26 protein-coding genes are annotated in these 23,823 nt (G+C 42.6%); 12 read left to right on the forward strand and 14 right to left on the reverse strand.

Going from position 1 to position 23,823, the window contains the following annotated elements; translation table 11 throughout:
- Positions 1-98 precede the first annotated feature (98 nt).
- The 4 genes from L0P88_RS01935 (at position 99) to L0P88_RS01950 (ending at position 3,670) form a co-directional block, all read left to right on the forward strand.
- Positions 99-563, forward strand: a complete 465-nt coding sequence (locus L0P88_RS01935) for an SRPBCC family protein (RefSeq protein WP_247132962.1) — start codon at positions 99-101, stop codon at positions 561-563.
- Between the two features lie 193 nt (positions 564-756).
- A complete protein-coding gene (locus tag L0P88_RS01940; RefSeq protein ID WP_247132963.1) occupies positions 757-1,230 on the forward strand; it encodes a DUF1905 domain-containing protein in 474 nt (157 codons plus the stop codon).
- 418 nt (positions 1,231-1,648) lie between these two features.
- Positions 1,649-2,374, forward strand: a complete 726-nt coding sequence (locus L0P88_RS01945) for a nuclear transport factor 2 family protein (protein WP_247132964.1) — start codon at positions 1,649-1,651, stop codon at positions 2,372-2,374.
- Between the two features lie 294 nt (positions 2,375-2,668).
- Complete coding sequence (locus L0P88_RS01950) at positions 2,669-3,670, forward strand: hypothetical protein (protein ID WP_247132965.1); 1,002 nt, start codon at positions 2,669-2,671, stop codon at positions 3,668-3,670.
- 65 nt (positions 3,671-3,735) lie between these two features.
- Here L0P88_RS01950 and L0P88_RS01955 read toward each other — a convergent pair whose 3' ends face one another.
- From L0P88_RS01955 to L0P88_RS01965, 3 genes are read right to left on the reverse strand one after another with little or no spacing between them, the layout of a single operon-like run.
- Positions 3,736-4,692, reverse strand: a complete 957-nt coding sequence (locus L0P88_RS01955) for an AAA family ATPase (RefSeq protein ID WP_158779331.1) — start codon at positions 4,690-4,692, stop codon at positions 3,736-3,738.
- Position 4,693: 1 nt separating this feature from the next.
- Entirely contained in the window at positions 4,694-6,097 is a 1,404-nt protein-coding gene (locus L0P88_RS01960) for a peptidylprolyl isomerase (protein ID WP_247132966.1), read from the reverse strand.
- Positions 6,090-6,971: a peptidyl-prolyl cis-trans isomerase gene (locus L0P88_RS01965; RefSeq protein ID WP_247132967.1), complete on the reverse strand. Its 882-nt coding sequence runs from the start codon at positions 6,969-6,971 to the stop codon at positions 6,090-6,092. The genes L0P88_RS01960 and L0P88_RS01965 overlap by 8 nt, the downstream gene beginning before the upstream one ends.
- Before the next feature lie 113 nt (positions 6,972-7,084).
- Here L0P88_RS01965 and L0P88_RS01970 point away from each other — a divergent pair, with 113 nt between their 5' ends.
- From L0P88_RS01970 to L0P88_RS01985, 4 genes are read left to right on the forward strand one after another with little or no spacing between them, the layout of a single operon-like run.
- Positions 7,085-7,537 carry an SRPBCC family protein gene (locus L0P88_RS01970; protein ID WP_247132968.1) on the forward strand — a complete coding sequence of 151 codons (453 nt, stop codon included), beginning with the start codon at positions 7,085-7,087 and terminating at the stop codon, positions 7,535-7,537.
- 6 nt (positions 7,538-7,543) lie between these two features.
- Entirely contained in the window at positions 7,544-7,807 is a 264-nt protein-coding gene (locus L0P88_RS01975; RefSeq protein WP_247132969.1) for a hypothetical protein, read from the forward strand.
- Positions 7,808-7,818: 11 nt separating this feature from the next.
- Complete coding sequence (locus tag L0P88_RS01980; protein WP_247132970.1) at positions 7,819-8,952, forward strand: serine hydrolase; 1,134 nt, start codon at positions 7,819-7,821, stop codon at positions 8,950-8,952.
- On the forward strand, positions 8,952-9,467 hold the full coding sequence (locus L0P88_RS01985; RefSeq protein WP_247132971.1) for an SRPBCC domain-containing protein: 516 nt from the start codon (positions 8,952-8,954) through the stop codon (positions 9,465-9,467). The genes L0P88_RS01980 and L0P88_RS01985 overlap by 1 nt, the downstream gene beginning before the upstream one ends.
- 62 nt (positions 9,468-9,529) lie before the next feature.
- Here the strand turns inward: L0P88_RS01985 and L0P88_RS01990 are convergent, their stop codons facing one another.
- Positions 9,530-10,048, reverse strand: coding sequence for a fasciclin domain-containing protein (locus tag L0P88_RS01990; protein ID WP_247132972.1), 519 nt, complete (start codon positions 10,046-10,048; stop codon positions 9,530-9,532).
- A 135-nt stretch (positions 10,049-10,183) separates the two neighbouring features.
- Between L0P88_RS01990 and L0P88_RS01995 the strand changes: the two genes are divergently transcribed.
- Complete coding sequence (locus L0P88_RS01995; protein ID WP_247132973.1) at positions 10,184-10,735, forward strand: RNA polymerase sigma factor; 552 nt, start codon at positions 10,184-10,186, stop codon at positions 10,733-10,735.
- Positions 10,732-11,487, forward strand: coding sequence for an anti-sigma factor domain-containing protein (locus L0P88_RS02000; RefSeq protein ID WP_247132974.1), 756 nt, complete (start codon positions 10,732-10,734; stop codon positions 11,485-11,487). The genes L0P88_RS01995 and L0P88_RS02000 overlap by 4 nt, the downstream gene beginning before the upstream one ends.
- A 5-nt stretch (positions 11,488-11,492) precedes the next feature.
- On the opposite strand, the gene L0P88_RS02005 is transcribed toward L0P88_RS02000, so the two are convergent.
- The 3 genes from L0P88_RS02005 to rimO all read right to left on the reverse strand — a co-directional run bounded on the left by L0P88_RS02005 (position 11,493) and on the right by rimO (position 15,163).
- On the reverse strand, positions 11,493-13,109 hold the full coding sequence (locus L0P88_RS02005; protein ID WP_247132975.1) for a Gfo/Idh/MocA family protein: 1,617 nt from the start codon (positions 13,107-13,109) through the stop codon (positions 11,493-11,495).
- Positions 13,106-13,576: a DoxX family membrane protein gene (locus L0P88_RS02010; protein ID WP_158779341.1), complete on the reverse strand. Its 471-nt coding sequence runs from the start codon at positions 13,574-13,576 to the stop codon at positions 13,106-13,108. The genes L0P88_RS02005 and L0P88_RS02010 overlap by 4 nt, the downstream gene beginning before the upstream one ends.
- Positions 13,577-13,858: 282 nt before the next feature.
- The gene (gene rimO, locus L0P88_RS02015; RefSeq protein WP_247132976.1) at positions 13,859-15,163 is read right to left on the reverse strand and encodes a 30S ribosomal protein S12 methylthiotransferase RimO; all 1,305 of its coding nucleotides are present in this window, start codon (positions 15,161-15,163) and stop codon (positions 13,859-13,861) included.
- A 121-nt stretch (positions 15,164-15,284) separates the two neighbouring features.
- Here rimO and L0P88_RS02020 point away from each other — a divergent pair, with 121 nt between their 5' ends.
- On the forward strand, positions 15,285-16,388 hold the full coding sequence (locus L0P88_RS02020) for a serine hydrolase domain-containing protein (RefSeq protein ID WP_247132977.1): 1,104 nt from the start codon (positions 15,285-15,287) through the stop codon (positions 16,386-16,388).
- Here the strand turns inward: L0P88_RS02020 and L0P88_RS02025 are convergent.
- The 5 genes from L0P88_RS02025 to ftsY all read right to left on the reverse strand — a co-directional run bounded on the left by L0P88_RS02025 (position 16,385) and on the right by ftsY (position 21,291).
- On the reverse strand, positions 16,385-18,010 hold the full coding sequence (locus L0P88_RS02025; protein ID WP_247132978.1) for an amidase family protein: 1,626 nt from the start codon (positions 18,008-18,010) through the stop codon (positions 16,385-16,387). The genes L0P88_RS02020 and L0P88_RS02025 overlap by 4 nt on opposite strands.
- Before the next feature lie 140 nt (positions 18,011-18,150).
- Positions 18,151-19,032 (reverse strand): DUF2911 domain-containing protein, encoded by an 882-nt coding sequence (locus L0P88_RS02030; protein ID WP_247132979.1) that lies wholly within the window; start codon positions 19,030-19,032, stop codon positions 18,151-18,153.
- Position 19,033: 1 nt separating this feature from the next.
- Positions 19,034-19,807 (reverse strand): hypothetical protein, encoded by a 774-nt coding sequence (locus L0P88_RS02035; RefSeq protein ID WP_247132980.1) that lies wholly within the window; start codon positions 19,805-19,807, stop codon positions 19,034-19,036.
- A gap of 126 nt (positions 19,808-19,933) precedes the next feature.
- On the reverse strand, positions 19,934-20,338 hold the full coding sequence (locus L0P88_RS02040) for an RDD family protein (protein WP_247132981.1): 405 nt from the start codon (positions 20,336-20,338) through the stop codon (positions 19,934-19,936).
- Positions 20,335-21,291 carry a signal recognition particle-docking protein FtsY gene (gene ftsY / locus L0P88_RS02045; RefSeq protein ID WP_247132982.1) on the reverse strand — a complete coding sequence of 319 codons (957 nt, stop codon included), beginning with the start codon at positions 21,289-21,291 and terminating at the stop codon, positions 20,335-20,337. The genes L0P88_RS02040 and ftsY overlap by 4 nt, the downstream gene beginning before the upstream one ends.
- Positions 21,292-21,478: 187 nt before the next feature.
- Here ftsY and L0P88_RS02050 point away from each other — a divergent pair, with 187 nt between their 5' ends.
- Entirely contained in the window at positions 21,479-23,401 is a 1,923-nt protein-coding gene (locus L0P88_RS02050; RefSeq protein WP_247132983.1) for an immunoglobulin domain-containing protein, read from the forward strand.
- A 72-nt stretch (positions 23,402-23,473) separates the two neighbouring features.
- On the opposite strand, the gene L0P88_RS02055 is transcribed toward L0P88_RS02050, so the two are convergent.
- Both L0P88_RS02055 and rpmG read right to left on the reverse strand, forming a co-directional pair.
- Positions 23,474-23,626 carry a DUF4295 domain-containing protein gene (locus tag L0P88_RS02055; RefSeq protein WP_158779351.1) on the reverse strand — a complete coding sequence of 51 codons (153 nt, stop codon included), beginning with the start codon at positions 23,624-23,626 and terminating at the stop codon, positions 23,474-23,476.
- An 8-nt stretch (positions 23,627-23,634) separates the two neighbouring features.
- On the reverse strand, positions 23,635-23,817 hold the full coding sequence (gene rpmG / locus L0P88_RS02060; RefSeq protein ID WP_158779352.1) for a 50S ribosomal protein L33: 183 nt from the start codon (positions 23,815-23,817) through the stop codon (positions 23,635-23,637).
- Between the last annotated feature and the right edge of the window lie 6 nt (positions 23,818-23,823).

Below are 23,823 nucleotides of genomic sequence, written 5' to 3' on the forward strand. Positions count from 1 at the left end.
TGTTATCTTAATGACCCATTGAGCTATTTCCTTTGGAAAATTCTGCAACACACAAACATTGGCCACAAGTTGGGAATCCCTCAAAACCCTATACTGAAATGAGTGAAGCACAACATCCAATGGTGGAATGTCAAATGATGGTAAGAAAACCGATTTCGGAGGTTTTTCGGGCTTTTGTTGACCCAAAACTAACCACCATGTTTTGGTTCACAAAGTCAAGTGGGAAACTTGAAAAAGGTAAAACCGTTACTTGGGAATGGGAAATGTATGGTGTAGCCGACCAAATAAAAGTAGTTGAACTTGTACCCAATGAAAAAATAATAATTGAATGGGACAATCCGACCACAACTGTGGAATTTGAGTTTTTGGAATTAGCAAACGAAACGACCTATGTTATAATCAAAAATTACGGATTTCATCAAACCGGAAATGATTTGATTGAAGCAGTTAAAAATAACACAGGGGGATTTACAACAGTTTTGGACGGCCTAAAAGCATATCTTGAATTTGGAATCAAATTGAATTTGGTGAAAGACAAATTCCCGCAAATCAAGCAGAAATAAAACCAGCAGCCAATGAAGGGCTCCAATTCATTGCGGTATTCTTGCTAACTTTAAACCTAACAACCATTAATTGGGCTGGATTTCGGTGGAACAATTCTGCAAAAAGTGCCTTCCTCTCGCAATTTAAAATTGCAGGTTGGAGACAATAATGAAATCATAGCCAATACACTACGTGTAATAGGAATGTGACATAATGACGTCATACGAAGGAAAACAAACCATCAAGCAACTCGAAAAAAGAAAAGGTGGCTATTTCTACTTAAAGCTCGACTCAGAAATCATCGATCGGTTTAGCAGAAAACGAGCCACACGGATGATTTGTACAATTGACGAGGAAGTTTCCTATCGTTGTGGATTGAATCATTTGGGAGATGGCAACTTTTATATCATCATTGCCGGAAAATACCTCAAGAAGTTGAACAAGGAAATAGGTAATGAGGTCAGCTATAAAATTGAGGAAGACCCCGACCAACTTGGAGTGGAGATACCTGAGGTGCTGACCGTTTTTTTGGGGCAGGATTTGGATTCCAAGGCTATTTTTGACAGACTCACTGATGGAAAAAAGAGAAGTCTGATTTACAGTTTTGCCAAGATTAAGGACATTGACAAGCAAGTGAAAATCATTATTGACTTTTTGAATAAGGAAAGACATAAACTTAAATTATAAAAAGCCAGTTTCCCAAAAGGCGTTTAAGTAATAGGTAACGGAATTGCCTCCAGTAACCGGCCCAAAAATCGATACCTAAAAAGCTTTACTGGTGGTCATACGCACCCTTACCTACCCATAAAAAAGGGAAAACCGCTATAGGAATAAAAAGACTAGCTGGATAAAATCTTGTTTTATATTTTTGCAGCACTGAGAATTCGTTTTACTAAATACAAGTTTTCTTCTCCGAAAATCCCGATTTTTTTCGAGCGGATACCTTAACTGGACAAATTCAATTGTCCAATAGGGCTTGTTGTATCCTATCGATACACCCCTAGACTTAATACATTCATTTAATAAACAGTGAGATATGGGAAACATATCCACAATGTTTTGCATGATGATACTGATTTCATGTAAAACCAATTCAGAGCATGCTATGATTAAAACTGATTTAAAAAACGGAAATCCAAATAAACAATTGATACTTGATTTTTATTCCAAAGTGTTTGGGCAAGCAAATGAGAAATTTGCCCATGCCGTAATCGCCGATAATTACATCCAGCACAATCCCACGGTAAAGACCGGAAAAGCCGGATTTATGGAATTTCTTGCCCTGTTAAAGCAAGTGTCGAAACCAGAGAATCCAAAGCAACCCTTTATGCGATTCATTTGTGAGGACAATTTTGTAGCCGTCCATTCACAAATTGAATTTATGGGAAAGGAAAATGCTACGGTCGATTTTTATCGCATTGAAAACGGATTAATTTCCGAACACTGGGATGCAGTACAGGAAATTGTTGGTTCCAAACCCAAAGTTATCGGGACCGTCGCTATTGACGGTCAAGAAGATTCAGCAGTAAATAAAAAAATCGTAGCGCGTTTTGTAACACAAGTGCTGATTGGGAAACAGACTGCTAAAACAAAGGATTTCTTAAGCGATGGTCTTGACCTATCGAATTTTGAAACCGATTATGACTCATTTCGATTACATCGTGTTATTGGAGAACATAATTTTGTAATGACACAGTCCGAATTCGAGAAAGCAGGAACCCGTTTTGTTCAATATGACATTTATAGACTATCCAATGGATCAATTGTTGAATATTGGACGGTGAGACAAATGATCCCTGAGCATATGGCACATGCAAACGGCATGATTTAAACGTTAAATGTGATCTTGCCAACGGAAACTTAATAAAAACGGCAGGCAAGGTGTAGTCCTAAAACATGGGGTGATGTGGTGTATCCAACTACATCACCCTTTTATGGTTTTACATCAACTTAATGAGGAAGTAGTTGTGGACTCCCAACGTTCCATACCGCCCGCAAATGATGTGGCATTTTTCCGCAGCAAAAAAGACGGTTATGCAGTGCAGTATTGTTAGCAAAACCCTAGAAAAATTGGGAAAACGCAATACCTTTGCAAACCCTAATTTTTGACAATAAACATTACTGCATGAAGACGCTATTTACCGCACTCGTTATTACTATTTTGGTAAGCTGTTCCATTAAAAACAGTAGAACAATTGATAGTATTCTTGATTCCCCGTTGTTAGTTTACCAAATATCTGGATACGAAGGCCCCAAAATCGACATCAATAAAGATAGTCTTGTCCAGTTTCTGACTGCGCTGCATTACAATATTCCGCTTTCTGAAATTGAAAGTGCACTGAAATGGAGTCCTGGGACAACGGAGCGGAACATAGATGCCCTAATTGAAAATAAACTACTTACAAAAAAGGGGGACTACTATCAACCCAAACTTGGCATATTCACCTTGGAGCGAGGGAATCTATTGAAGGAAAAAGGACAAAAAGTAGCCAACGAAATTGCGGACAGTATCAATAACTGGTTACCGGAAATAAAAAGGATACATAACGAAATGAATATTTCAAAACACCATGATTTCCATGAATTGTCCTTCTTTTATCTAAGCAATGTCCTCCTTGATAACTTTCAAATCCAACAGGTGGAAGAGGTTTTTTTAAACACAAAGCGACCTTTAAGAAATGGAAGTCGGTATTACCTTGCCATTGTTGAAGATGCTCCTAACAACACCACCGAACCTTTTGGAATCTATGGCAATATGGGGCTTTTTTGGAATGATTCAATAGGCATTTCCGTATATGGTAACAAACGGATTCAATCAAATGTTGGTTGGGATAATTACGAGGACAAGACTATTTATGTTTTTGATGAAAAGGATATGCAGGTGATAAGCCATAAAATGCCCAATGCATTTTTCCCATGTCTACTTGATATCCTGAACAGAAACAAACCCAATTTTGAAGCCATATACCGTGAGCTGAATTTTGATAAGGAAGTTTCGTTTGAAGAATTCTTTATCTTTTGGTACCATTTTATTTACACCGAGACGACTGATGTTCTCATGTCAAAAAACAGCATCCAAAAACCGCAGGACGAAATGTTTTACTATCAGGTTGCGAAGAATTTTTAGCACTAAAGCCGGTGCAATGGTTTGCCCCATCCCTAGCATTACCCTAAAAAGATGGGAATACGATATTATTCCAATAGTTGGGAAATCAGGTCATCCTCAGAAATTCCTTCGGCCTCTGCCTTATAATTTTTAAGGATCCTATGCCTTAGGATACCATGGGCCACTGCTTTTATATTCTCAATATCCGGGGAATACTTGCCATTGACAACGGCGTGCGCCTTTGCGGCCATGACCAAATTTTGGGATGCCCGAGGTCCTGCTCCCCAATCCACGTAATTCTTCACAAATTCAGAAGCTGAACCCAGGTCGGGTCGGGTCTTATTGACCAATCGTACCGTATAGTCCACAACATTGTCCGCCACGGGGACCCTTCTGATCAACTGTTGCACCTCTTTTATGCCATCGGCACTAAAGAGTGTATTAAGGTTCACCGATTTATCCGTGGTCGTGGACTTGACCACTTCGATCTCTTCCTCAATGGAGGGATAGGACAATTTAATGGCAAACATAAAACGATCCAATTGCGCTTCCGGCAGTGGATAGGTACCTTCTTGTTCGATAGGGTTTTGCGTAGCCAGAACAAAATAAGGGAGTTCCAGTTTGTATTGATGTCCAGCAACGGTCACGGCCCTTTCCTGCATTGCCTCCAATAAGGCAGCCTGTGTTTTGGGAGGGGTCCGGTTGATCTCATCTGCCAGAATGATATTGGCAAAAATGGGGCCTTTGATGAACTTAAAATTCCGATTTTGGTCCAAAACCTCACTTCCCAAAATATCACTGGGCATTAAATCGGGTGTAAACTGTATTCTCTTGAAGTCCAAGCCCAATGTTTGGGCTATGGTATTTACCATCAAGGTCTTTGCCAAACCGGGAACCCCAATGAGCAAGGAATGCCCTCCGGTATAAATGGATAAAAGAATTTGTTCTATGACCTGTTCTTGGCCAATGATTACTTTACCAATCTCCTGTTTTAAATCACTATGTTTTTGGACAAGGTCTTGGACGGCAGTAACGTCGGACATATTATTGCTTTAGCCAGTTATTGGAAAAATTACAGCTTTTGTTGTCATCGTCGACCAGAATATAGGTATCATCAATCCTTTCGGCCATCCATTCCTTCACCGCCTTAAATTGTTTGTCCCGCATGGCCAATTCCTGAATTTTGATGTAATCCCTAGCAAAATCGGCCTCATGCTCATCATACCGATTGGTAATCTGCATAATTTTGAATTTGGGTGGTCCTCCCCGAGGGTCATCCTCTTTTATGGGCCTTGAAATCTCACCGTCCTTTAAATTCCTGACCTGATTGTACAGCGAGGGATCCATTTTGGTCAATTCAAATTTAGAGTCAAAATTAATGGGATTTCGCAATAGCCCCCCATCAAATTTCGTTTCCTTTTCGTCCGAAAAGTTACGTGCGCCCTCGTCAAAGCTATATTTTCCATCCAAAATATGTTGGCGAATGGTATCCAGCTCCTTAGCGGCCTGTTCCATAGCCTTTCTTGATATTTCCGGTATCATCAAGATATGTCGTAAATCCCTTTCCTGACCACGGATTTTTTCCATTTTTATGATATGGTAACCAAAATCCGTTTCAAAAGGTTCGGATATCTCCCCTTCCTGTAAACTAAAGGCCACATCCTTAAATTCCTTGACAAATTGGGTTTCCCTGGTAATACCTGTGTAGAGACCACCTTTGGGCTTCGAACCCGGATCCTGTGAATATAAAATGGCCTTTACATTAAAACTGGCATCGTTTTCCAGGACATCCTGTTTAATTTCCTTAAGCCTATTGATGACCTTAAGCTTTTCTTCTTCCGATGGTTTGGGTTGTTTCACGATTTGGGATATCTCCAATTCCGCACCAAAAACCGGTCTTTCATCTTCTGGAATCCTATAAAAGAACTGTCTTACTTCTTCTGGGGTGACCTCAATATCCTCAACCACTTTGGCTTGCATTCTTTCGGATAGCATCCTCAGTTTATTGATCTCAAAAAGCTCCGCTTTAAAGCTTTCCAAGTCGGTTTTTTTGTAGTATTTCAGCATTTTATCAACACTGCCTATTTGAGAGGTCAACTGTTGAATCTGTCGATCGGAGGTAGCGTTCACCTGGTCATCGGATACCAAGAGACTGTCCTGGACCGCTTGATGGGCATATAACCGATCCTCCATTAATTTGCCCAATAACTGGCAATTGGTCACATCTTCCGTAGAAGCCCCCTGGCTCTTTAAGTCGATCAAGGTTTTCTCAATATCGGAATCCAGAATCACATAATCCCCGACCACTGCCGCAATACCGTCCAGTTTTGCCATATTCCGGGAGACCGTAGTATCCGTGGATATACTGGCTTCATTCAATCCTTCCCCTTCTTGTGCAAAAATCATACTCCCTGCCAATAAGAAGCCCCACATTAATTTCCTACTCATTATTTCCATAGATTTCAAATTCACTTTTTTTAATGGCTTCATCCAAAATATCACTTTCCAGTTTCCGTATTCTTTCCAGTCGTCTCCTATTCAATATGATTTGCCTTATATTGGGTTCAATATAACTCAGTGGAGCTACATCATTAACCTCCAATACATTGGTAACCTTACCCAAATATACCCCCAAGGAATCCTGTAATTCAAAAAATTGTGATTTCTTTAAGTACCGCTCTTCATTGGTATAGTCGATTGCAGGTATCTCCGCCATCACTCTGGGGGCACTGACCCAAACAGAATCGTTTAAATGCAACTTTTTGAACTGGACCGCTATGGAATCCAGGAATGCTTTATCCTCTTCACTGTAATTCTTCATTTTATCCACCACTTGTTGCTGGTTCAAAAATTGTCTTGGCAAAACCGCAAAACGGAGCTGGACCAACTTCTCATCCAGTTTAAAGTTCTCTTTTTGTGTTTCGTAAAACTCCTGTAACTGTTGGGCAGTAATCGTAGTGTCCTGGGATTGTCGCACCAATGCCTCCAAATAGGCTTTGGTATACAGGTCCGCCCTATAGTCCGCAACCAATTGGTCAAACTCGGCAAGTTTTTCCTCAGGGAGGTTTATTTTGGATTTGGACAACAACAATTGCTTGGAAGCCCAATTGTTGATATAGTTCACCACAAGGGCCGCACTATCCTGTGGGGACATGTCCCGGGTAATCAAAGACCTTAAATCGTCCTTGTACAAATAACTGTCCCCTACACGGGCCAAGGCCACCTGATCTTCATTTCCATTAAAGTAGTCGCCACACGATAACGAAAGAAGACCACAAAAAATGACGATTGACCACAGAATTTTATTCCTCCTCAAAAGCATTGCACAAAAATAACAATAACTTAAAGGATCACAAGTCTATGACGGTTAACTATGGATTTTTGAGCTATACTGTAAATCAATATCTTAGCAAAACCTAACTAAAGCTAACTACAATGAAATACACTACCGAAGTCCTGGTTGACCTGCCAAGGGACGAATTCATCACAAAGTTGGACAACCCGGATAATATGAAGCACTGGATGCGTGGATTACTTGCCTATGATGTAATTTCCGGGGAAACAGGCCAAGAGGGCGCCCAAATGAACATGAAATTTAAAATGGGCAAGCGTAATATGGAAATGGTGGAAACCATCATCAAACGAAACATGCCTGAGGAATTTCACGCCACCTATGATACAAAGGGGGTACATAACATCCAAAAGAACTTCTTTAAAGAAGAAAATGGAAAGACCCGATGGATTTCAGAAAGTGAGTTCCAATTTGAGGGCTTTGGCATGAAACTTATGGCTTTTCTTATGCCCGGTGCCTTCAAAAAACAGTCCAAAAAATATGCGGAAGATTTTAAAAACTTTGCCGAAAAAGGGATTTCGGTCCTAAATAAGTAACACCTAATGAAACCATCCCTTCTTGACAGAAAGATAAAATTACTATGGGATTTTAAAGGTCCCGCTTCCGAAAAGACGGCCGAACACTATGCCAAGCACCTTAAGGAATATGTTTTTAATGAGGAATTAAAATACAATAGTGTTGGCCATCAGAAGATAAACGGGACGCACAGCATCGTATTTTTGGTAGTTGCCGAATTTGAGATGCCCCAAGTGCGGGACGATTTAAAACCGCATCGCGGAGAACTGTATTTGGACAAAAGTCTTTAGCATATGTACCCATGAACAAAGGCCTGTTTCTCTTAGGTTCCCTATTGGTTTTTTCATGTTCCAAAAAGATGACCTATGATAATGCGTTGGACGCGGCATTGGCATCGCAAGATGAACGTATTCGTAGGGTTTTGGATAGTATTGGACCCTATGAGGTCCAAATCAGATATACCCAAATAGACCGGGCTGGGGACAGCCTCATCTTCACCGATTACGATTTCCAGGTAGACGACGGAAACTACTTCTATCCGGCCAGTACCGTTAAATTTCCAGTTGCAGTGGCGGCATTGGAAAAATTGAACGAATTGGATACCTTACACCTGGATTCACGATTCTACATCGAAGGGGATTCGGTAGAAACCTCATTTCGGGAGGCCATCAAGGAAATTTTTGCGGTCAGTGATAATGCCGCCAATAACCGATTGGTGGAATTCCTGGGTTTTGATGACCTTAACACAAGAATCAAGAATACGAAAGTCGGGCCCATTCGAGTTTCACATCGACTTTCTACTGCGAATGCCGACGACGTGACCACAAAACCTATGGTCATTTATGAAAATGACAGTAGTACAGTAGTATCAACTCCAATTGTAAGTTTGCCTCCACAACACCTACAACTCAGAAAAATTGAAAAAGGAGAGGGGTTTTATGCCGAAGGTTCCCTTTATGGGGAGCCGTTTGATTTTGGACTTAAAAACCATTATCCCGTACGGACCCAACATGGGGTCTTAAAACGAATTATATTTCCCGATCAATTTCCTGTTGGAGAGCGTTTCAAGATATCTCCAGACCAACACCGGTTTTTGTTACAATCCATGTCCGCCCTACCCTATCAGGCAGGTTATGATAGGGAGGAATACTATGACGGCTATGTGAAGTTCTTTATGTTCGGTGATTCCGAAGGGCCCATGCCGGAGCATATTAAAATATTCAATAAAGTAGGCTACGCTTATGGTACATTGACGGACTGTGCTTATATCCAAGATACCCAAAACGATGTTGCTTTTATGATGACCGCAACAATTTTGGTAAATAAGGACGGGATTTTCAATGATGACAATTACGAATACGACGACATTGGAATTCCTTTCCTGGCCCAATTGGGGAGGGAAATCCATGATTTTGAATTAAAAAGAAAAAGGTAATGGAATTCAGTTTTGACCAGTTTACAAAGAAAATCCACATTAACGCATCCATTGAAAAAATATATGAATGCTGGACCACCGTAAGGGGTATCACAAGTTGGTTTTTGAGTGATGCGAGCTATACCGATGGCAATGGAAATGAACGAAATGATGAAGAAACCATACAGAAAGGTGATCGTTACGTTTGGAAATGGCACAATTGGAATGGAAAGGAAGAAGGTACCATTCTGGAAGCCAATGGCAAGGATTTTATCAATTTTACATTCGCCAATGATGGCTGCAAAGTTTCCGTTGAACTAGAAGAGGTCAATAATGCCGTTTTAGTAACCTTGAAACAATATGAAATGGCAACCGATGACAAAACCAAAATGAACCTTTATAATGGTTGCAGCTGTGGTTGGACATTTTGGCTCACCAATCTTAAGGCCTATCTGGAACATGGGGTCGTATTGAATGAAAAGCAGTTTGATTTAACGGATATTCCCGAAGCTGGACACATTTTTGTAAACATGTAAAAACACCGCCATATGAAATGGCGGTGTTTCCTCCTTCAACATTGAAAAATCACCCAACTTATTTATTTTGGCATAACCACGTCTTCGATGATATGGATCACCCCGTTGGATGCCATAACATCCGTTTTGGCAATTTTACTGTAATTCCCATTGGCATCCATTAAAAAGATGCCACCATCTTTACTGACCGCAGTAAGTTTTCCACCCTGCAGCGTTGTCAATTCGGCTTTCCCATTTCCACTTTTAAGGGCTGCGGCCACATCTGAGGCGGCCAATTTCCCGGAAACCACATGATAGGTCAGGATTGCGGATAACTTGCCCTTGTTTGCTGGCTCCAACAAAGCGTTCAAGGTATTGGAATCAATTTTGGCAAAGCCTGAATTTACAGGGGCAAAAACGGTAAATGGACCATCACCCTTTAGGGCATCCACCAAATCGGCCGCTTTTAAGGCCGTTACCAAAGTTGAAAAATCATCAACGGATATGGCGATGTCCACAATATCCTGACCTTTCTGTGCTCGTGTTGTTAGTACAGTGGCCATCAATGCAAAGGTCGTAAGAATAAAAACTAATTTTTTCATTTTGTTTTGTTTAATTGTTTTAATGATTTAAAAGACTAAATGCGCGCTTCTGTTCGTAAATACACCGGGTTTTTAGGCTTGGATGAAGAAGAACCCCTTTTTATCATATCTTTAACATCAATGTAACCATCGCCCTTGGAAGACACCGAAGTCATACAGCGAATCATCAACAAGGATAAGGATGCCCTATACCTATTGTATGACAAGTACTCAGGGGCTTTATTCGGAGTAATTTTAAGGATTTGTCAAAACCAGGTGCTGGCGGAGGATGTACTTCAGGAAACTTTTGTGAAGATTTGGGAAAAAATGGGTTCTTATAATCCGGATAAGGGACGATTTTACACTTGGGCGTACCGGATAGCCAAAAATACGGCCTTAAATGCCGTACGGAAGTCTGATAGGCTCATCCAAAATGAGGATTTAGGTGTACTTAAAGATAAGAACGCGACGGAAAGTGAAGTGGATTTCCAAAAGCTCAATGGAGCAATAAGTCGACTGGAGCCACATCACCAAGAGGCCATATCCTTGATATATTTCAGGGGATATACGCATAGGGAGGCCAACGAGGAAATGGGAGTACCCCTGGGAACGTTTAAGAGTTATATTCGACAGGCCTTACAGTTGCTAAGGGAAAGTTATAAAATTGGGATAGTATTATTTTGGTGGGTAACGGAAGTGATAGGATGATGGATAAGGACTACATAGTAAAGGAGGGATTGCTTGAAAAGTATTTGTTGGATGAATTGGATACTGATGAAACCAAAGCGGTTGAACTTGCCATCAGTGAACATGCCGATTTAAAACAAAAGTTCCAACAACTTGAAGCAGATTTCGAGCGTATGGCCTTTGAAAATGCCATAAATCCCCCTTCCCGGGTAAAGGATAATCTAAAAGTTCAAATGGAAGGGACGAAGGTAAAGCAGCTTCCCACCCATTGGCTTTGGGCAGCGGCAAGTTTGACCATTCTGTTTATGCTGACCACATTTTGGATGTACACCAAATGGCAAGCGACAAAAAAAGAATTGAATTCCCTTCAAAATCAATCCGTAGAATTGGAAGAGCGATTGGACCTGTTGGAAGAAAACTACGAACTCACCAATAACCGCTTGCAACTGATCAATAACCCGGGCACCATTCCCTTCGTCCTAAAGGGCAATGACAAAATCCCCAACTCCAGGGCCGTTGCCTATGTCAACCATGATAATAGGCTTGTCGTGGTAAATCCTAAAGGATTGCCCGAACTTCCCAGCCATCAAACCTATCAAATGTGGAGCGATGTGGATGGGGAAATGATCAATATGGGATTGCTGCCAACGGATAAGGATCTGGTCACCTTAAAATATATTGACAGGGCCGAATCACTGAACATCACCATTGAACCCGCAGGTGGCAATGACCATCCTACCGTGGAACAATTGATTTCCTATGTAACACTTTAAGGTTCCTAGGAAACGGTAATGTAATCCGTACGAATCATTTCATTGGAAAGTAGTACCTCATCCAAATCCACACCTTCTATAGGTTTTATGGTTTCGGTCTCCCTGTCCCATTCAATTCGTTTGCCCAACTTCCAGGACAGACCGGCCATATGGGCGGCGATGGCTTCCTCAAAACCTTCTTTGATTCCACAGCTCACCTTACCCCCATTTCGTATGGCACTCAACCACTCCCGCATGTGCAGGAAGGTGGAATCTACCCGTTTTCCATCAATATAGGTCCACATTAATCCCTTGTCCGCAAAATACTGTGATGTTGCCGAGGAAACCGCATCCGGGGCATTGGCTCCTGGGTTATACTGGTAAATGGGGATACCAGGGCTCATTTTGCCATTTTCCAACATTTCGGCATAGCGTGTTGAGCCACCATCCGGCCAAATGGTCAATCGATTTCCCAATTCCATGGTACCATCGTGTCCCATAAGGATGGTTGGCCTGTTAAAACCGTTGCCCAAGGTTGCACTATAGCAGAATGTCATGCCCCTTTCCTTACCTTTTACCTGGCTGCTGCCCATGGTGAAATTGGGAAATTCCATATTTACCTGCATCACATCTGGGACATTCCTGCCATCATTGTGGGTATATACCCCTCCGGAAGCCATTACCGATTCTGGGATTCCCATATTGAGCACACAGTTTAATCGGTCATAATCGTGGGTCAATAAATCCCCGGAAAGTCCGGAACCGTACGCCCACCATTTGCGCCATCTAAAGAAATGGTTCTTGTTAAAGGGAATTTGGGGAGCGGAACCCAAAAACTGCTGCCAATCTATGGTATTGGGATTGGCCTTTTCATGTAGTTCGTAGTTCCATGCCCCATTGTCATCATTTCTGTTGGTATTGGTTTGAATTAGTGAAACATGACCCAAAGTACCTTTTTCCACAATATCCCTGGCCGTTCTAAAGCTAAGGGTTTGCCTATGTTGATGCCCCACGGCAAAAACCGCATTGGAGTTATTCGCGGCCTCACGCAAGCGGTAAGTCTCTTCAATGGTATGTGTCATTGGCTTTTCCACATACACGTGCACCCCGTTGTTCAAGGCTTCAATGGCAATGGGCGCGTGCCAATGATCTGGGGTAGCAATGACCACCGCATCAATCTCCCCACTTTGGATCATTTCCTGGTAGGTCCCGTAGCGCTTTATTTTGTTTTCTTCCGTAGAAAAGGAGTTCAGTGCCCGCTCAGCCCGGTAATCAAAAATATCACATACTCCTGCCAGTTGGACGTTGAGTTTTTCCTGATTCATAAAATCCTCCAAACCTTTATTGTTTGGGTTTTCCTGTACCTCAACTTTCATATCCTCGATCCATTCTTTGGTGGCAAAACCCAATGACCGACACAATTGTTCCCCTCGAATCCCAAAACCGATAATACCGACCCTTATGGGTTCACCCGATATTCCGGGGACCGCCGGGGGCAATGAAGGTTGAATATTCAACTGTTCCAGTATTACGGAGCGTTCCCGTCTTTTTCCTACAGTGTTTGAGGCACCTGCCCACCATACAGCTCCCAAAATAGGTAGTCCGCCCAGTCCTTTTAATAAATCCCTCCTAGTCCATTTCATTGCGCAACCGTTTTATGTTTCCTTAAATTTTTAATCCCGAATCTGTATCCCGTGGGGAAGTGGTAAAGTAGCAACAAAGCGGCCATCTCAATGAGATTTTTGTTTACCAACCAATAGTTCCCCTCAACGTTCAATTGTGTCAATCCGGGAAAAGGAGGATGTGACAGGTAATACATGGCCAAAAGGCCAATACCCACTATCGCTCCCATTTTTTCAAAAATGCCCAAAAGCAGCGTAATGCCAACTACCATCAATGCTGCCATGTTCAGGGTGTCTACCCATCCGATAACGGATTCATTGGCCAAAGCGGAAAATACCGATTTAAAAGGTCCCTGTGCCGATGCCAAATAGCCAAAGGCCGTCCAATCCGGATTGTACAATTTCACTATACCCTCATACAAAAAATGCCATCCGATCAGCACACGCAAAATGATGACACTTATTTCAATTTTAGACTTTTTTTCCATACAAAAAGTATTTGGTTACCAATACTACTGATTTTTTTAGCATTCCAATCACCAACAAAAAGGCATACGTCCCATAAAGCTATTTCTTTCCAAACGTACACAAAATGACAAATATCAGGTCCAAATGATGCTTCCCCATTTCCGATAATCACGGTAACAGGTGACTTCATAACCAACCTGGTTTTTCAATGAATATACTAACTAATCTTGAACCTTATCAAAAAAATGTATTGCGGAACTACTGGGTGCCCTATGATGGGCACGGATTATAAGTGGTGGGGCCTATTCTACGGGCTCCCCGTATAAATCAAAGTCGGAGGCTTCGGTGATCATGATTTCGGTAAAATCACCAATCTTTACGTAATGCCTGGAGGCATCCACAAGGACTTCGTTGTCCACATCGGGTGAATCGAATTCCGTACGACCCACAAAGTAATTGCCTTCCTTACGATCGATGATACAACGAAATGTTTTTCCTATCTTTTCCTGGTTCAATTCCCATGAAATCTGGGATTGTACCTCCATAATTTCGTTGGCCCGTTGTTGTTTGATTTCCTCGGGAACATCATCTTTCAGGGAATAGGCATGGGTATTCTCCTCATGGCTGTAGGTAAAACATCCCAACCGTTCAAAACGCATATTCTTGACCCATTCCTTCAAAGTTTGAAAATCTTCCTCAGTTTCCCCGGGGTAACCCACGATCAAGGTAGTTCTAATGGCCATTTCCGGGACCGCCTCTCTAAAATCCTGAAGCAATTTTGTAGTCTTTGCCTTGGTCGTACCCCTTCGCATACTTTTTAGGATGGGGTCCGCGATATGTTGCAACGGAATATCAATATAGTTACAGATCTTGGCTTCTTGCTTCATCACCTCCAAAACGTCCATAGGGAAACCTGTTGGAAAGGCATAGTGCAATCGAATCCACTCAATGCCATCTACTTTGGCCAATTGTTTTAAAAGTTCCGCAAGATTTCGCTTTTTATAGAGATCCAAACCATAGTATGTAAGGTCTTGGGCGATTAAAATCAGTTCTTTGACGCCTTTGGCCGCTAACTTTTCAGCTTCAACAACCAATTCCTCCATAGGTTTGCTCTTATGCTTACCCCGCATTAATGGGATGGCACAAAATGAGCAGGGCCTATCACAGCCTTCGGCAATTTTTAGGTAGGCATAGTTCTTTGGAGTGGTCGTCAAACGTTCCCCTAGTAGTTCATGCTTATAATCCGCACCTAGGGCCTTTAAGAGATTGGGTAAATCACTGGTGCCAAAGTATGCGTCCACATTGGGGATTTCTTTCTCCAGATCGGGTTTATAACGTTCACTCAAACAACCGGTCACAAAGACCTTATCCACACTTCCCTCTTCCTTTTTCTGCACATATTCCAATATGGTATTCACGCTTTCCTCCTTGGCATTGGCAATAAAACCGCAGGTATTGATGACCACCACATTGCCCTCTTCCTCGTGGGCCACTTCTTTATTGTTGGCACGAAGTTGCCCCATCAACACCTCTGAGTCGTAGACATTTTTACTGCAACCCAAGGTCACTACATTGATTTTGTTCTTTTTAAGGGATTTTGTGCGCATACCTTTACTATGGGCCGCAAAAATACAATAGCATCGGCAATTGGTCGATTTTATTGCATAATTCTTTTTTTAAGACGTTAAGCCTTTAGTAGTCAGCGTAGTCCCAAATAAAATTGCTGTTATGAAACGTCCTTTACTGCTCTTGTTCCCGGTGTTGCTTCTTTTTGAAAATTGCTCCACGGAACCCATTGAAAATGCTAATGGGAACGATGCCGTACCCAATGGATCTGCAAGCACCGACCTGTATTTTCCATCCTCGACTTCTGGGGAATGGGAAACGCTATCCACTGTTGAATTGGGATGGAACCCAGATGCGGAACTAGCCCTACGGGACTTTTTGGATGAAAAGGACACCAAAGCCTTCATTATCCTAAAAGATGGGAAACTGGCTGTGGAGTGGTACTTTGATGACCATACCCCGAACACCAGTTGGTACTGGGCTTCTGCGGGCAAAACCTTAACCGCATTTACTGTGGGCTTGGCACAAGAAGAAGGGATATTGGCCATTTCCGATAAAACTTCCAACTATTTGGGCCAAGGGTGGACCAGCCTTGCATCGGAAAAGGAAGACCTCATTACTATTTGGCATCAGATGACCATGACCACGGGAATGAACAGCTTACAGTTCGATTGTGTTACCCCAAATTGTCTGGAATATGTGGCCGATGCAGGAACGCGATGGAGGTATCATAATGGTCCGTATACCTTATTGCAGGATGTAGTGGCCAATGCCAGTGGCGGGGAATGGACCGACTATTTCAATCAAAAACTTCGCGATAGGATTGGAATGGATGGGTTTTGGTTCTCTACCAATGATTTGAACAATGTTTACTTCAGTACCGCCCGAAGCATGGCGCGCTTTGGATTATTGAACCTCAGTAAAGGAATTTGGGATGGGGAGGTGATTCTGGCAGATGAAACCTATCTCGATGAAATGAAGAATACTTCACAAGACTTTAATAAGGCCTACGGATATTTGTGGTGGCTGAATGGCAAAAGCACCTATCTTGCACCTGGCTTACCCATTGAGTTCGATGGGGAACTTATACCCAATGCGCCAACGGACACCTATGCTGGTCTGGGAAAAAATGACCAAAAATTATACATCGTTCCCAGTTTGGGATTGGTCATTGTACGAATGGGAGAGGACGCTGGAGAAAACCTTTTGGGTCCCTCAAGTTTTGATAATGCCCTTTGGGAAAAGCTAAATGCATTTATAAATTAATCCCGGTACCCTTCTGGAAGTTGTCTTGCTTTGGTTATGGCTTCAAAAGCGGCGCCCATATCATATAACTTCCCTTCTTGGTATTGCTTGGCAATAAAGGTAAGATTGACGGGCTCTCCATCTTCACGATATCCCATGGGAATGGTCAGGGCAGGATACTCGGCCGCAGCTGCCATCCCGGCATCATAATTGTTGATCGATAATACGGCATCCAAACGATGTTCTGCCATGGGTTGGTTAAAATACGCCCTTCCATTGGTTCGCAAACGTTGTTTGATCAGTTGTAAACCTTCGGCTGAAGTCGTATCGGCCAAAATTCCATCAAAGCGTGCCTGTCCGTAAGGAATTCGAACCAGGGAATCCTGTAAGTTAAAATCCACAACGTCCTTGACCGTGGAAACAGTTACCGCCTCTTTATCCAAGACCGAAGTTGCTATGTATTTGGGGAGGTCGTTTTTCATATCAACGTTCAAAATGGAAAGAAAGCCCTCAAATTCGACCTCCGGTGGTTCAAATTCAATAATAACGGCACCTGCCTGCTTCAGTTTTTCCAGGGTTTCTTTATAAATGGAATCCTGTTCCACATAATTTGCCAGTGCACCAAACCGCTTTCCTTTTAGGGTTGCCTTCTCATTGTTATACCATTTTTCATCCCAATCCGCTTGCACGGATTTGTCATCATTGTCATCAAAACCCCGCATGGCATCCAATAGGATACCATTATCAATCACATTTTTGGTCATGGGACCGGGGGTATCCAAGGTACTTGAAATAGGCACTATTCCCGTTCTGCTCAACAATCCAACAGTAGGTTTCATGCCCACTACCGAATTCTGACCGGAAGGGGACAAAATGGAACCTGAAGTTTCCGTACCTACAGCAGCTACTGCATAATTAGCGGCAATGGAGGTACCGCTGCCCGCACTGGACCCTCCAGTATCAAAAACACGACGACCATACGGGTTTAGCGTTTGACCGCCCACGGCGCTTTGCCCATTGGGACAACTGCAAACAAAATTGGCCCATTCGCTCAGGTTTACCTTGCCCAATATCAATGCGCCCTTTTCTTTTAGCCGCTCTACAATAAAGGCGTCATTGGTTTGGTTGTCCTTAAGGGCAATGGCTCCGGCGGTGGTTTTCATATGGGCGGCACCAATATTATCCTTTAATAGAATGGGCATGCCGTAAATGGGATGGTGCCCTTGGCCATTGGCATCCAACGCACGGGCTTCTTCCAATACTTTGGGATTTAAGGCAATCACCGTGTTCAAGGTAGTTTCATTGGGCAATTCGTATTTGTAAATGCGGTGTAAATAGAACAGCACCAAATCCTCATAGGTGAAACTTCCTTCAGAAATCCGTAATTGAATCGTGGGAATGTCCTGCTCCAAGACCAACGGTTTCATCGCTTTATATTTCGCTTCCGGAAATCGGGAAACCTCATCATAAAGTGGTAAAAACAATTTTTTTTTGTCCAACACCTTGCTTTGGATGAACTTGTAGCGCATCCGCTCCTTTTCATGGTCCGCATTGGCTGCTACTTGTGCGGAATCGTTATAGGGAACCCAAAGGGATTTATCCTTTTTAGATGTACTTTCAGAAGTTGTTTCGTTTGGTTTCATACCCGGTTTACATGACAAAGGAATACTTAGGATACATAGGATAATAAATAGTCTTTGAAAATAGTGATGGATCATTTTTAAGGCGTTTACAACAGTAAAACTTAAATATAAGAATTCTCACCTTGGATTCGAAATGACACCTAGTTATTTTCCACAAGTGCCTTCCACTTTTTAATGTTCTTTTCGTTCATGCGAACGAATTCGTCCTTCTCCAGTTCCAAAGCGATTTTCAGGGATTTTTCGGCCGATGAAATTGCCCCTTTAAAGTCGCCCAATCCTGCTTCCACCAAACTTTTGACCCGATGGAAATAGTAGGTGTCGCCACCGATTTCAAGCGCTTTGTTCAAATAGGTCAACGCACGCCCAAAATCCCTGCCCTGTTCCTGAAGGTATCGCGCAGCTTCGTAATAGGTCTGGGCCGTAGGATTTTCAGCGATCTGTTTTGCAATTTCGCCCTCCATTTGGGCATCCGTATCCACAGTCATGGGAATGGAAACCTTTGTACGGGCCCAAATCAATTGCAATTGAACTGAGTTATGGGTAATGGAATCAAATGTTATTAAAAAATTCTCTTGATGATAGGGAATCGACTGCGGTTTTACGCTTACCCGAAACAGGTCCTCTTGGGGATTATAGTTTTTACGACCGTCGCCCCAATGTTCCGTATGGGTATGGAATGCAATTTTCCACATATCCGCTTCCGGAAAGGCATATAAGGCGTACGTCCCTTGGGGCAACAAATTTCCCATAACGATCATGTCCGTAGTCACCGAAATCTTTGTACTCTCGTTTGCCCCTACCCGCCAAATTCGGCCATAGGGCACCAAACCTTGTTGTCCATCTTGTTGGGGACCGAACACATGCCTATTGCGAACTGCCGGCCTTGAATACGCAATACGGACCTTTGAAAGGCCAATATCCTGTTCCACTATGGAAAACGGGCTGGGTTTGGGATGGGTAATCTGTGCGTTCACCAAAACCATCGGAAAAAGAAGGAACACCGCTAAAACCCTGGATCCCATTCTAGTTTTTTTTAGTTCCCAAAAGATATAGGATTACCCCTGGACCCGATTTTACACGATTTATTTCCCAAGTAAAGGTGTCCTTATTTTCCAGGCTATTGACCAATGCATCCATTTCCTTAAGGGAATAGGTCCTAAGGGACGAAACTACCCCGTCCCATAACACAAAAAGGGGGACAATGGGAATGAGATAGGTAAACAACAGGCGCCCCCACCTAAAAGGGCGGATCAAGGGTGTGGTCAGGAGTACGCTTATTGGGGAGAATAACATGGCCAAAATACTGGGGATACTTCTTTCCTGTGCCTCAAAAATGGCAATGGGCGATTTGGAATCCACCGCGTTTTGAAGTATCAATCGCGCATCATGGGGTTTAAAATGGTGTAGGGACAGGAATTGGGTCCGTAGGCCCTCCAAACTTTCCGGAACCTTTCTCGCATCGATGGAAGTGGCAATGAATTCAAAATTCGGAGCTTGTTGTTTTGTATACTCAAAAGCAGAACGATTGGGATAGTAATCCGTTAATACAATCTTCAAATCGGGATACTTTTGGAGCAATTCGGAATTTAACCACAAAAGGCCACCTCCTCCACCAGAAGCCAAATCCACCATAACGTTTTTGCCATTGGCGGCCAAACCTTTTTCCAAAATGGGAATAATAGGTTTGTACAATTTGGTCTTATTGGATAAAAATTGGAGAAAATCGGTACCATAATTGCGTAAAAAACTGGGAAACCACTTTTGGTCCTCAAATTCAAATAAGTGGAGACGGCCCATAATGCTCTAGATTTTAGCCCTTTAAATGTAAGGAATAATGTTCGTTAAACCTTAAATCTTGGATGGACAAGCATATCTCTTTTAAAGGAAAAGGTAAATTAATGGTTGTAGAGCTACAATTAAGAATTAATTGGTCTTGTCAACTTCAATCACCACAGAATTCACCACAAAATCATGAATCGCCTTTCTTTTGTTATTTCCGGTAACTGTTAAGAGTGAAATCCAGCCTAGGAATGCTTTTAGCACGTAACGAATGACTGCCATAGGAAATGAAATGTTTCGGTCTAAATCCTTTTCCCTCTTTACCCTTATATTACTGTAGGAATGTCCGATCGTACCACCGAATGCACTGGTAAAAAAGGGGTCATAAACAAAAAAAATAAGCACAAAAGAAAAGATTCTAAGCGTATTTGAAACCTCATCAAAAAGGCTAAAAACTTCAGAAGTTCCGTACATGGCAGCTATCAGTATTATGCTATCTATAACAACAGCTTTTATCCTACTGGGAAGAATTGCATATGTTACATTCATAATTTAAAAAACGAATCCACAAACTCGTATTTGTTAAAGACCTGTAGGTCTTCCAATCCTTCCCCTACTCCAATGTATTTTACGGGAATTTGAAATTGATCGGAGATACCAATGACCACGCCACCTTTGGCAGTACCATCCAGCTTGGTCACCGCCAAACTGGTGACCTCCGTGGCTTTGGTAAACTGTTTTGCTTGCTCAAAGGCATTTTGTCCCGTAGAACCGTCCAAAACCAGTAAAACGTCATGGGGTGCGTCCGGGACTACTTTTTGCATTACCCGTTTTACTTTGGAGAGCTCGTTCATCAAATTGACTTTATTGTGCAATCGCCCTGCGGTATCGATCAACACCACATCCGCATTATCTGCCACAGCGGAATTCAAGGTATCAAAAGCAACGGAAGCGGGATCGCTGCCCATTTTTTGTTTGACAATGGGAACGTCCACCCGTTCTGCCCAAACCTGTAACTGGTCAATGGCAGCGGCCCGGAAGGTATCCCCTGCACCCAGGACCACCTTTAGCCCTTGTTTTTTAAACTGGTGGGCCAGTTTTCCAATGGTCGTGGTCTTGCCCACACCATTGACCCCAACGACCATAACCACATAGGGCTTTTTATCTTCGGGAACCAAGAACTCCTCCGCTTCCCCCACATGGGTTTCGGACAATAATCCGGCGATTTCCTCCCTCAAAATCTGATTGAGTTCATCGGTGCCGAGGTATTTATCACGGGAAACCCGTTCTTCAATACGCTCAATGACCTTTAAGGTGGTATTTACCCCAACATCCGAGGTGACCAATACCTCTTCCAGGTTATCCAGCACCTCATCATCCACTTTGGATTTTCCGGCAACGGCTTTGGACAGCTTTCCAAAAAAACTGGATTTGCTCTTTTCCAGTCCTTTGTCCAAGGTTTCTTTTTTGTCCTTGGAGAATATATTTTTAAAGAGACTCATGGTTGACTTTAGTAAGACGGCAAAGATAAAAAAGTGAACGCAGTTTTTGTTGAAAGCTTAACTCGGTTTCATGGTCAAAAATCGATTTCAAAGAGAAAAAGACACTATAATTCAACACTTTACCCCTGCTTTTGGTGAATTGACAACAATTTCTGGAAAGCCATTGCCCAAACCAATACTTTAGTCCATGGAAATAATCCATAAGCCTAATTGGGAAATGGTTTTGTACAGGATCCTTTTCATATTCACACTGCTTTTGGGGTTCAATGGCTTCACCCAAAACACCTTTTCGGATGCCTTTAGTTCAGTTTCCTATTCCAACAATGATGGTACACAAAACTTTTCGGGAAATTGGACTGAAATCAATGATGGCAACTCGCCTTCAACCGGAAGGATACGGGTTTCGGGAAATAGATTGCAGTTTAACGATATCAGTCGATCCGATCATGGTATTTATAGACAAGCCAATTTATCCAGTTGGACCATTGCTACCCTAAGTTTTGATTGGCAAACCTCGGGACTTGATGGAGGGACGGATTCCACCAGTGAAAACCTTAGTATACAAGCGTCAAGCGATGGCGTCAACTTTACCACTATTGGTACGTTTTATGGATCTAACAGCGGTTCTTTTTCTACGGATATTTCTACGTATATATCCAGCACTACCACTTTTCGTTTTTATAATACCAGCACATGGGGTTCCGGAGATTGGGAAAGCAGTGAATATGTCTATATTGACAATTTTACCATAACCATCGAAAACGATTATGATGGTGATGGCATTGGGGATGCTACCGACTTGGATGATGACAATGACGGCATTACCGATGAGGAAGAGTATTGTTCAACTGCCAATGTCTCATTTTTGGCTTCGGCCGATGTAGGAGAACGGTCGGTCACTGTTAACCATACCGATACAGGATATCTTAGGTTGGATTTTTCGTCCATGGACAATTCCTTTCAGCTTTTTATCAATGGAACTCCGGTCCACCCTTCGGTATTGGAATTTGAAAATGGGGCATTGGGTACAGGGGAAGAGTATTTTTTGTTCCTGGATAGTGCTTTCATTGCCTCTCCTTGGGTCGCCAATTCAAACGGATTGCCCAGGTTACGACTTATTGTCAACGAATCTGGACAGGCACAGCTCTTTGGGACACGAAGTACCAGTTCAACTATTTTGGAACCGATGACTGCCCAGGCCGCAACAGCATTTAATGTTATTCCCTGGACTCCTGGAAACAACAATACATTCGTTGTTACCAATCAGGCAGGACCTGGACCTGAAGGATTTTCGGGCGTTTTATTTGCCAGTGCCATTTGTGATACCGATGGGGATGGGATAAGTAACGAATTTGACCTGGATTCCGATAATGATGGGATTTATGATATTCTGGAGTCCGGTGTTCTGAATGAATCCGGCGTAGTAGATACCAACAACGATGGTATTATTGATGGGGCAACGGGAGGTTCCGGATCCAATGGCTTGTTCAATGCCATTGAGGACAATGATACGGAGTATGCGATACCATCCTTTACCGTTTTGGATTCCGATTCCGATGGAACCTATGACCCTTACAGTCTTGATTCCGATGGTGATGTTTGCAATGACGTTGTGGAGGCAGGTTTTACGGATAACAATGGTGATGGCCTTTTGGGACCACTGCCGGTAACCGTAGACGCAAGCGGTTTGGTCACCAGTGGAACGGATGGCTATACGACACCGGATGACAACAATACGAATTCAACATTCGATTTTCAAGAAACCGGTTCGGCACCAACCATTACATCCCAGCCCGCCGATGTCACCACCTGTCCGGGCTGTACGACCACCATTTCGGCAACCTCAACCGGAAATGTACTCCAGTGGCAATTGTTCAATGGATCCAGCTGGGATAATTTATCGGACTCCGCCCAATATTCGGGAACAGCCACCAATACGTTGACCATCATAAATCCCACTCCCGATCAACACAATGGACAATACCGTTTGGTGGCCAGTTTTACGGATTTTATATGTGGACTGACCAATAGCAATACGGCCCTATTGACACTACAGGTAAATACGGTGATTACCAATCGTAGGGTTACTTTTCGGGTGGACAGAGGTTAAAAAGGGAAAGTTGCCGCATAAAAAAAGCCGTCCAAAACTTGGACGGCCTTAGCAATGTTTAGTTTGCTTGGCTTATTTCTTCGCCAACCAATCGTTTACCAGTTCTGGTGGCATAACCGATTCTACAAAAGTGTAAGCCCCAGTCTTGGGTGACTTTACCATTTTAATGGCTTTGGTCAATCTTTTTGAACTGCTCTGCAGCGTTGCTACTGTCTTCTTTGCCATGGCTTATCTTACTTTATTTCTTTATGAATGGTCATGCGCTTGAGGATTGGATTGAATTTTTTAATCTGCAACCGATCTGGCGTATTCTTTTTGTTTTTGGTCGTAATGTATCGTGAAGTACCTGGCATACCGGATTCCTTATGCTCAGTACACTCTAAAATAACCTGAATTCTATTCCCTTTCTTTGCCATCTTGCT

Origin of the sequence: Muricauda sp. SCSIO 64092 (genome assembly GCF_023016285.1) — a bacterium.
Classification (GTDB): Bacteria; Bacteroidota; Bacteroidia; order Flavobacteriales; family Flavobacteriaceae; genus Croceivirga.

Excerpts from the sequence above, each read along its gene's own strand:
- L0P88_RS01935 (WP_247132962.1), top strand. The coding sequence starts at position 99 with ATGAGTGAAGCACAACATCCAATGGTGGAATGTCAAATGATGGTAAGA.
- L0P88_RS01940 (WP_247132963.1), top strand. The coding sequence starts at position 757 with ATGACGTCATACGAAGGAAAACAAACCATCAAGCAACTCGAAAAAAGA.
- L0P88_RS01945 (WP_247132964.1), top strand. The coding sequence starts at position 1,649 with ATGATTAAAACTGATTTAAAAAACGGAAATCCAAATAAACAATTGATA.
- L0P88_RS01950 (WP_247132965.1), top strand. The coding sequence starts at position 2,669 with ATGAAGACGCTATTTACCGCACTCGTTATTACTATTTTGGTAAGCTGT.
- L0P88_RS01955 (WP_158779331.1), bottom strand. The coding sequence starts at position 4,692 with ATGTCCGACGTTACTGCCGTCCAAGACCTTGTCCAAAAACATAGTGAT.
- L0P88_RS01960 (WP_247132966.1), bottom strand. The coding sequence starts at position 6,097 with ATGAGTAGGAAATTAATGTGGGGCTTCTTATTGGCAGGGAGTATGATT.
- L0P88_RS01965 (WP_247132967.1), bottom strand. The coding sequence starts at position 6,971 with ATGCTTTTGAGGAGGAATAAAATTCTGTGGTCAATCGTCATTTTTTGT.
- L0P88_RS01970 (WP_247132968.1), top strand. The coding sequence starts at position 7,085 with ATGAAATACACTACCGAAGTCCTGGTTGACCTGCCAAGGGACGAATTC.
- L0P88_RS01975 (WP_247132969.1), top strand. The coding sequence starts at position 7,544 with ATGAAACCATCCCTTCTTGACAGAAAGATAAAATTACTATGGGATTTT.
- L0P88_RS01980 (WP_247132970.1), top strand. The coding sequence starts at position 7,819 with ATGAACAAAGGCCTGTTTCTCTTAGGTTCCCTATTGGTTTTTTCATGT.
- L0P88_RS01985 (WP_247132971.1), top strand. The coding sequence starts at position 8,952 with ATGGAATTCAGTTTTGACCAGTTTACAAAGAAAATCCACATTAACGCA.
- L0P88_RS01990 (WP_247132972.1), bottom strand. The coding sequence starts at position 10,048 with ATGAAAAAATTAGTTTTTATTCTTACGACCTTTGCATTGATGGCCACT.
- L0P88_RS02000 (WP_247132974.1), top strand. The coding sequence starts at position 10,732 with ATGATGGATAAGGACTACATAGTAAAGGAGGGATTGCTTGAAAAGTAT.
- L0P88_RS02005 (WP_247132975.1), bottom strand. The coding sequence starts at position 13,109 with ATGAAATGGACTAGGAGGGATTTATTAAAAGGACTGGGCGGACTACCT.
- L0P88_RS02010 (WP_158779341.1), bottom strand. The coding sequence starts at position 13,576 with ATGGAAAAAAAGTCTAAAATTGAAATAAGTGTCATCATTTTGCGTGTG.
- rimO (WP_247132976.1), bottom strand. The coding sequence starts at position 15,163 with ATGCGCACAAAATCCCTTAAAAAGAACAAAATCAATGTAGTGACCTTG.
- L0P88_RS02020 (WP_247132977.1), top strand. The coding sequence starts at position 15,285 with ATGAAACGTCCTTTACTGCTCTTGTTCCCGGTGTTGCTTCTTTTTGAA.
- L0P88_RS02025 (WP_247132978.1), bottom strand. The coding sequence starts at position 18,010 with ATGAAACCAAACGAAACAACTTCTGAAAGTACATCTAAAAAGGATAAA.
- L0P88_RS02030 (WP_247132979.1), bottom strand. The coding sequence starts at position 19,032 with ATGGGATCCAGGGTTTTAGCGGTGTTCCTTCTTTTTCCGATGGTTTTG.
- L0P88_RS02035 (WP_247132980.1), bottom strand. The coding sequence starts at position 19,807 with ATGGGCCGTCTCCACTTATTTGAATTTGAGGACCAAAAGTGGTTTCCC.
- L0P88_RS02040 (WP_247132981.1), bottom strand. The coding sequence starts at position 20,338 with ATGAATGTAACATATGCAATTCTTCCCAGTAGGATAAAAGCTGTTGTT.
- ftsY (WP_247132982.1), bottom strand. The coding sequence starts at position 21,291 with ATGAGTCTCTTTAAAAATATATTCTCCAAGGACAAAAAAGAAACCTTG.
- L0P88_RS02050 (WP_247132983.1), top strand. The coding sequence starts at position 21,479 with ATGGAAATAATCCATAAGCCTAATTGGGAAATGGTTTTGTACAGGATC.
- L0P88_RS02055 (WP_158779351.1), bottom strand. The coding sequence starts at position 23,626 with ATGGCAAAGAAGACAGTAGCAACGCTGCAGAGCAGTTCAAAAAGATTG.
- rpmG (WP_158779352.1), bottom strand. The coding sequence starts at position 23,817 with ATGGCAAAGAAAGGGAATAGAATTCAGGTTATTTTAGAGTGTACTGAG.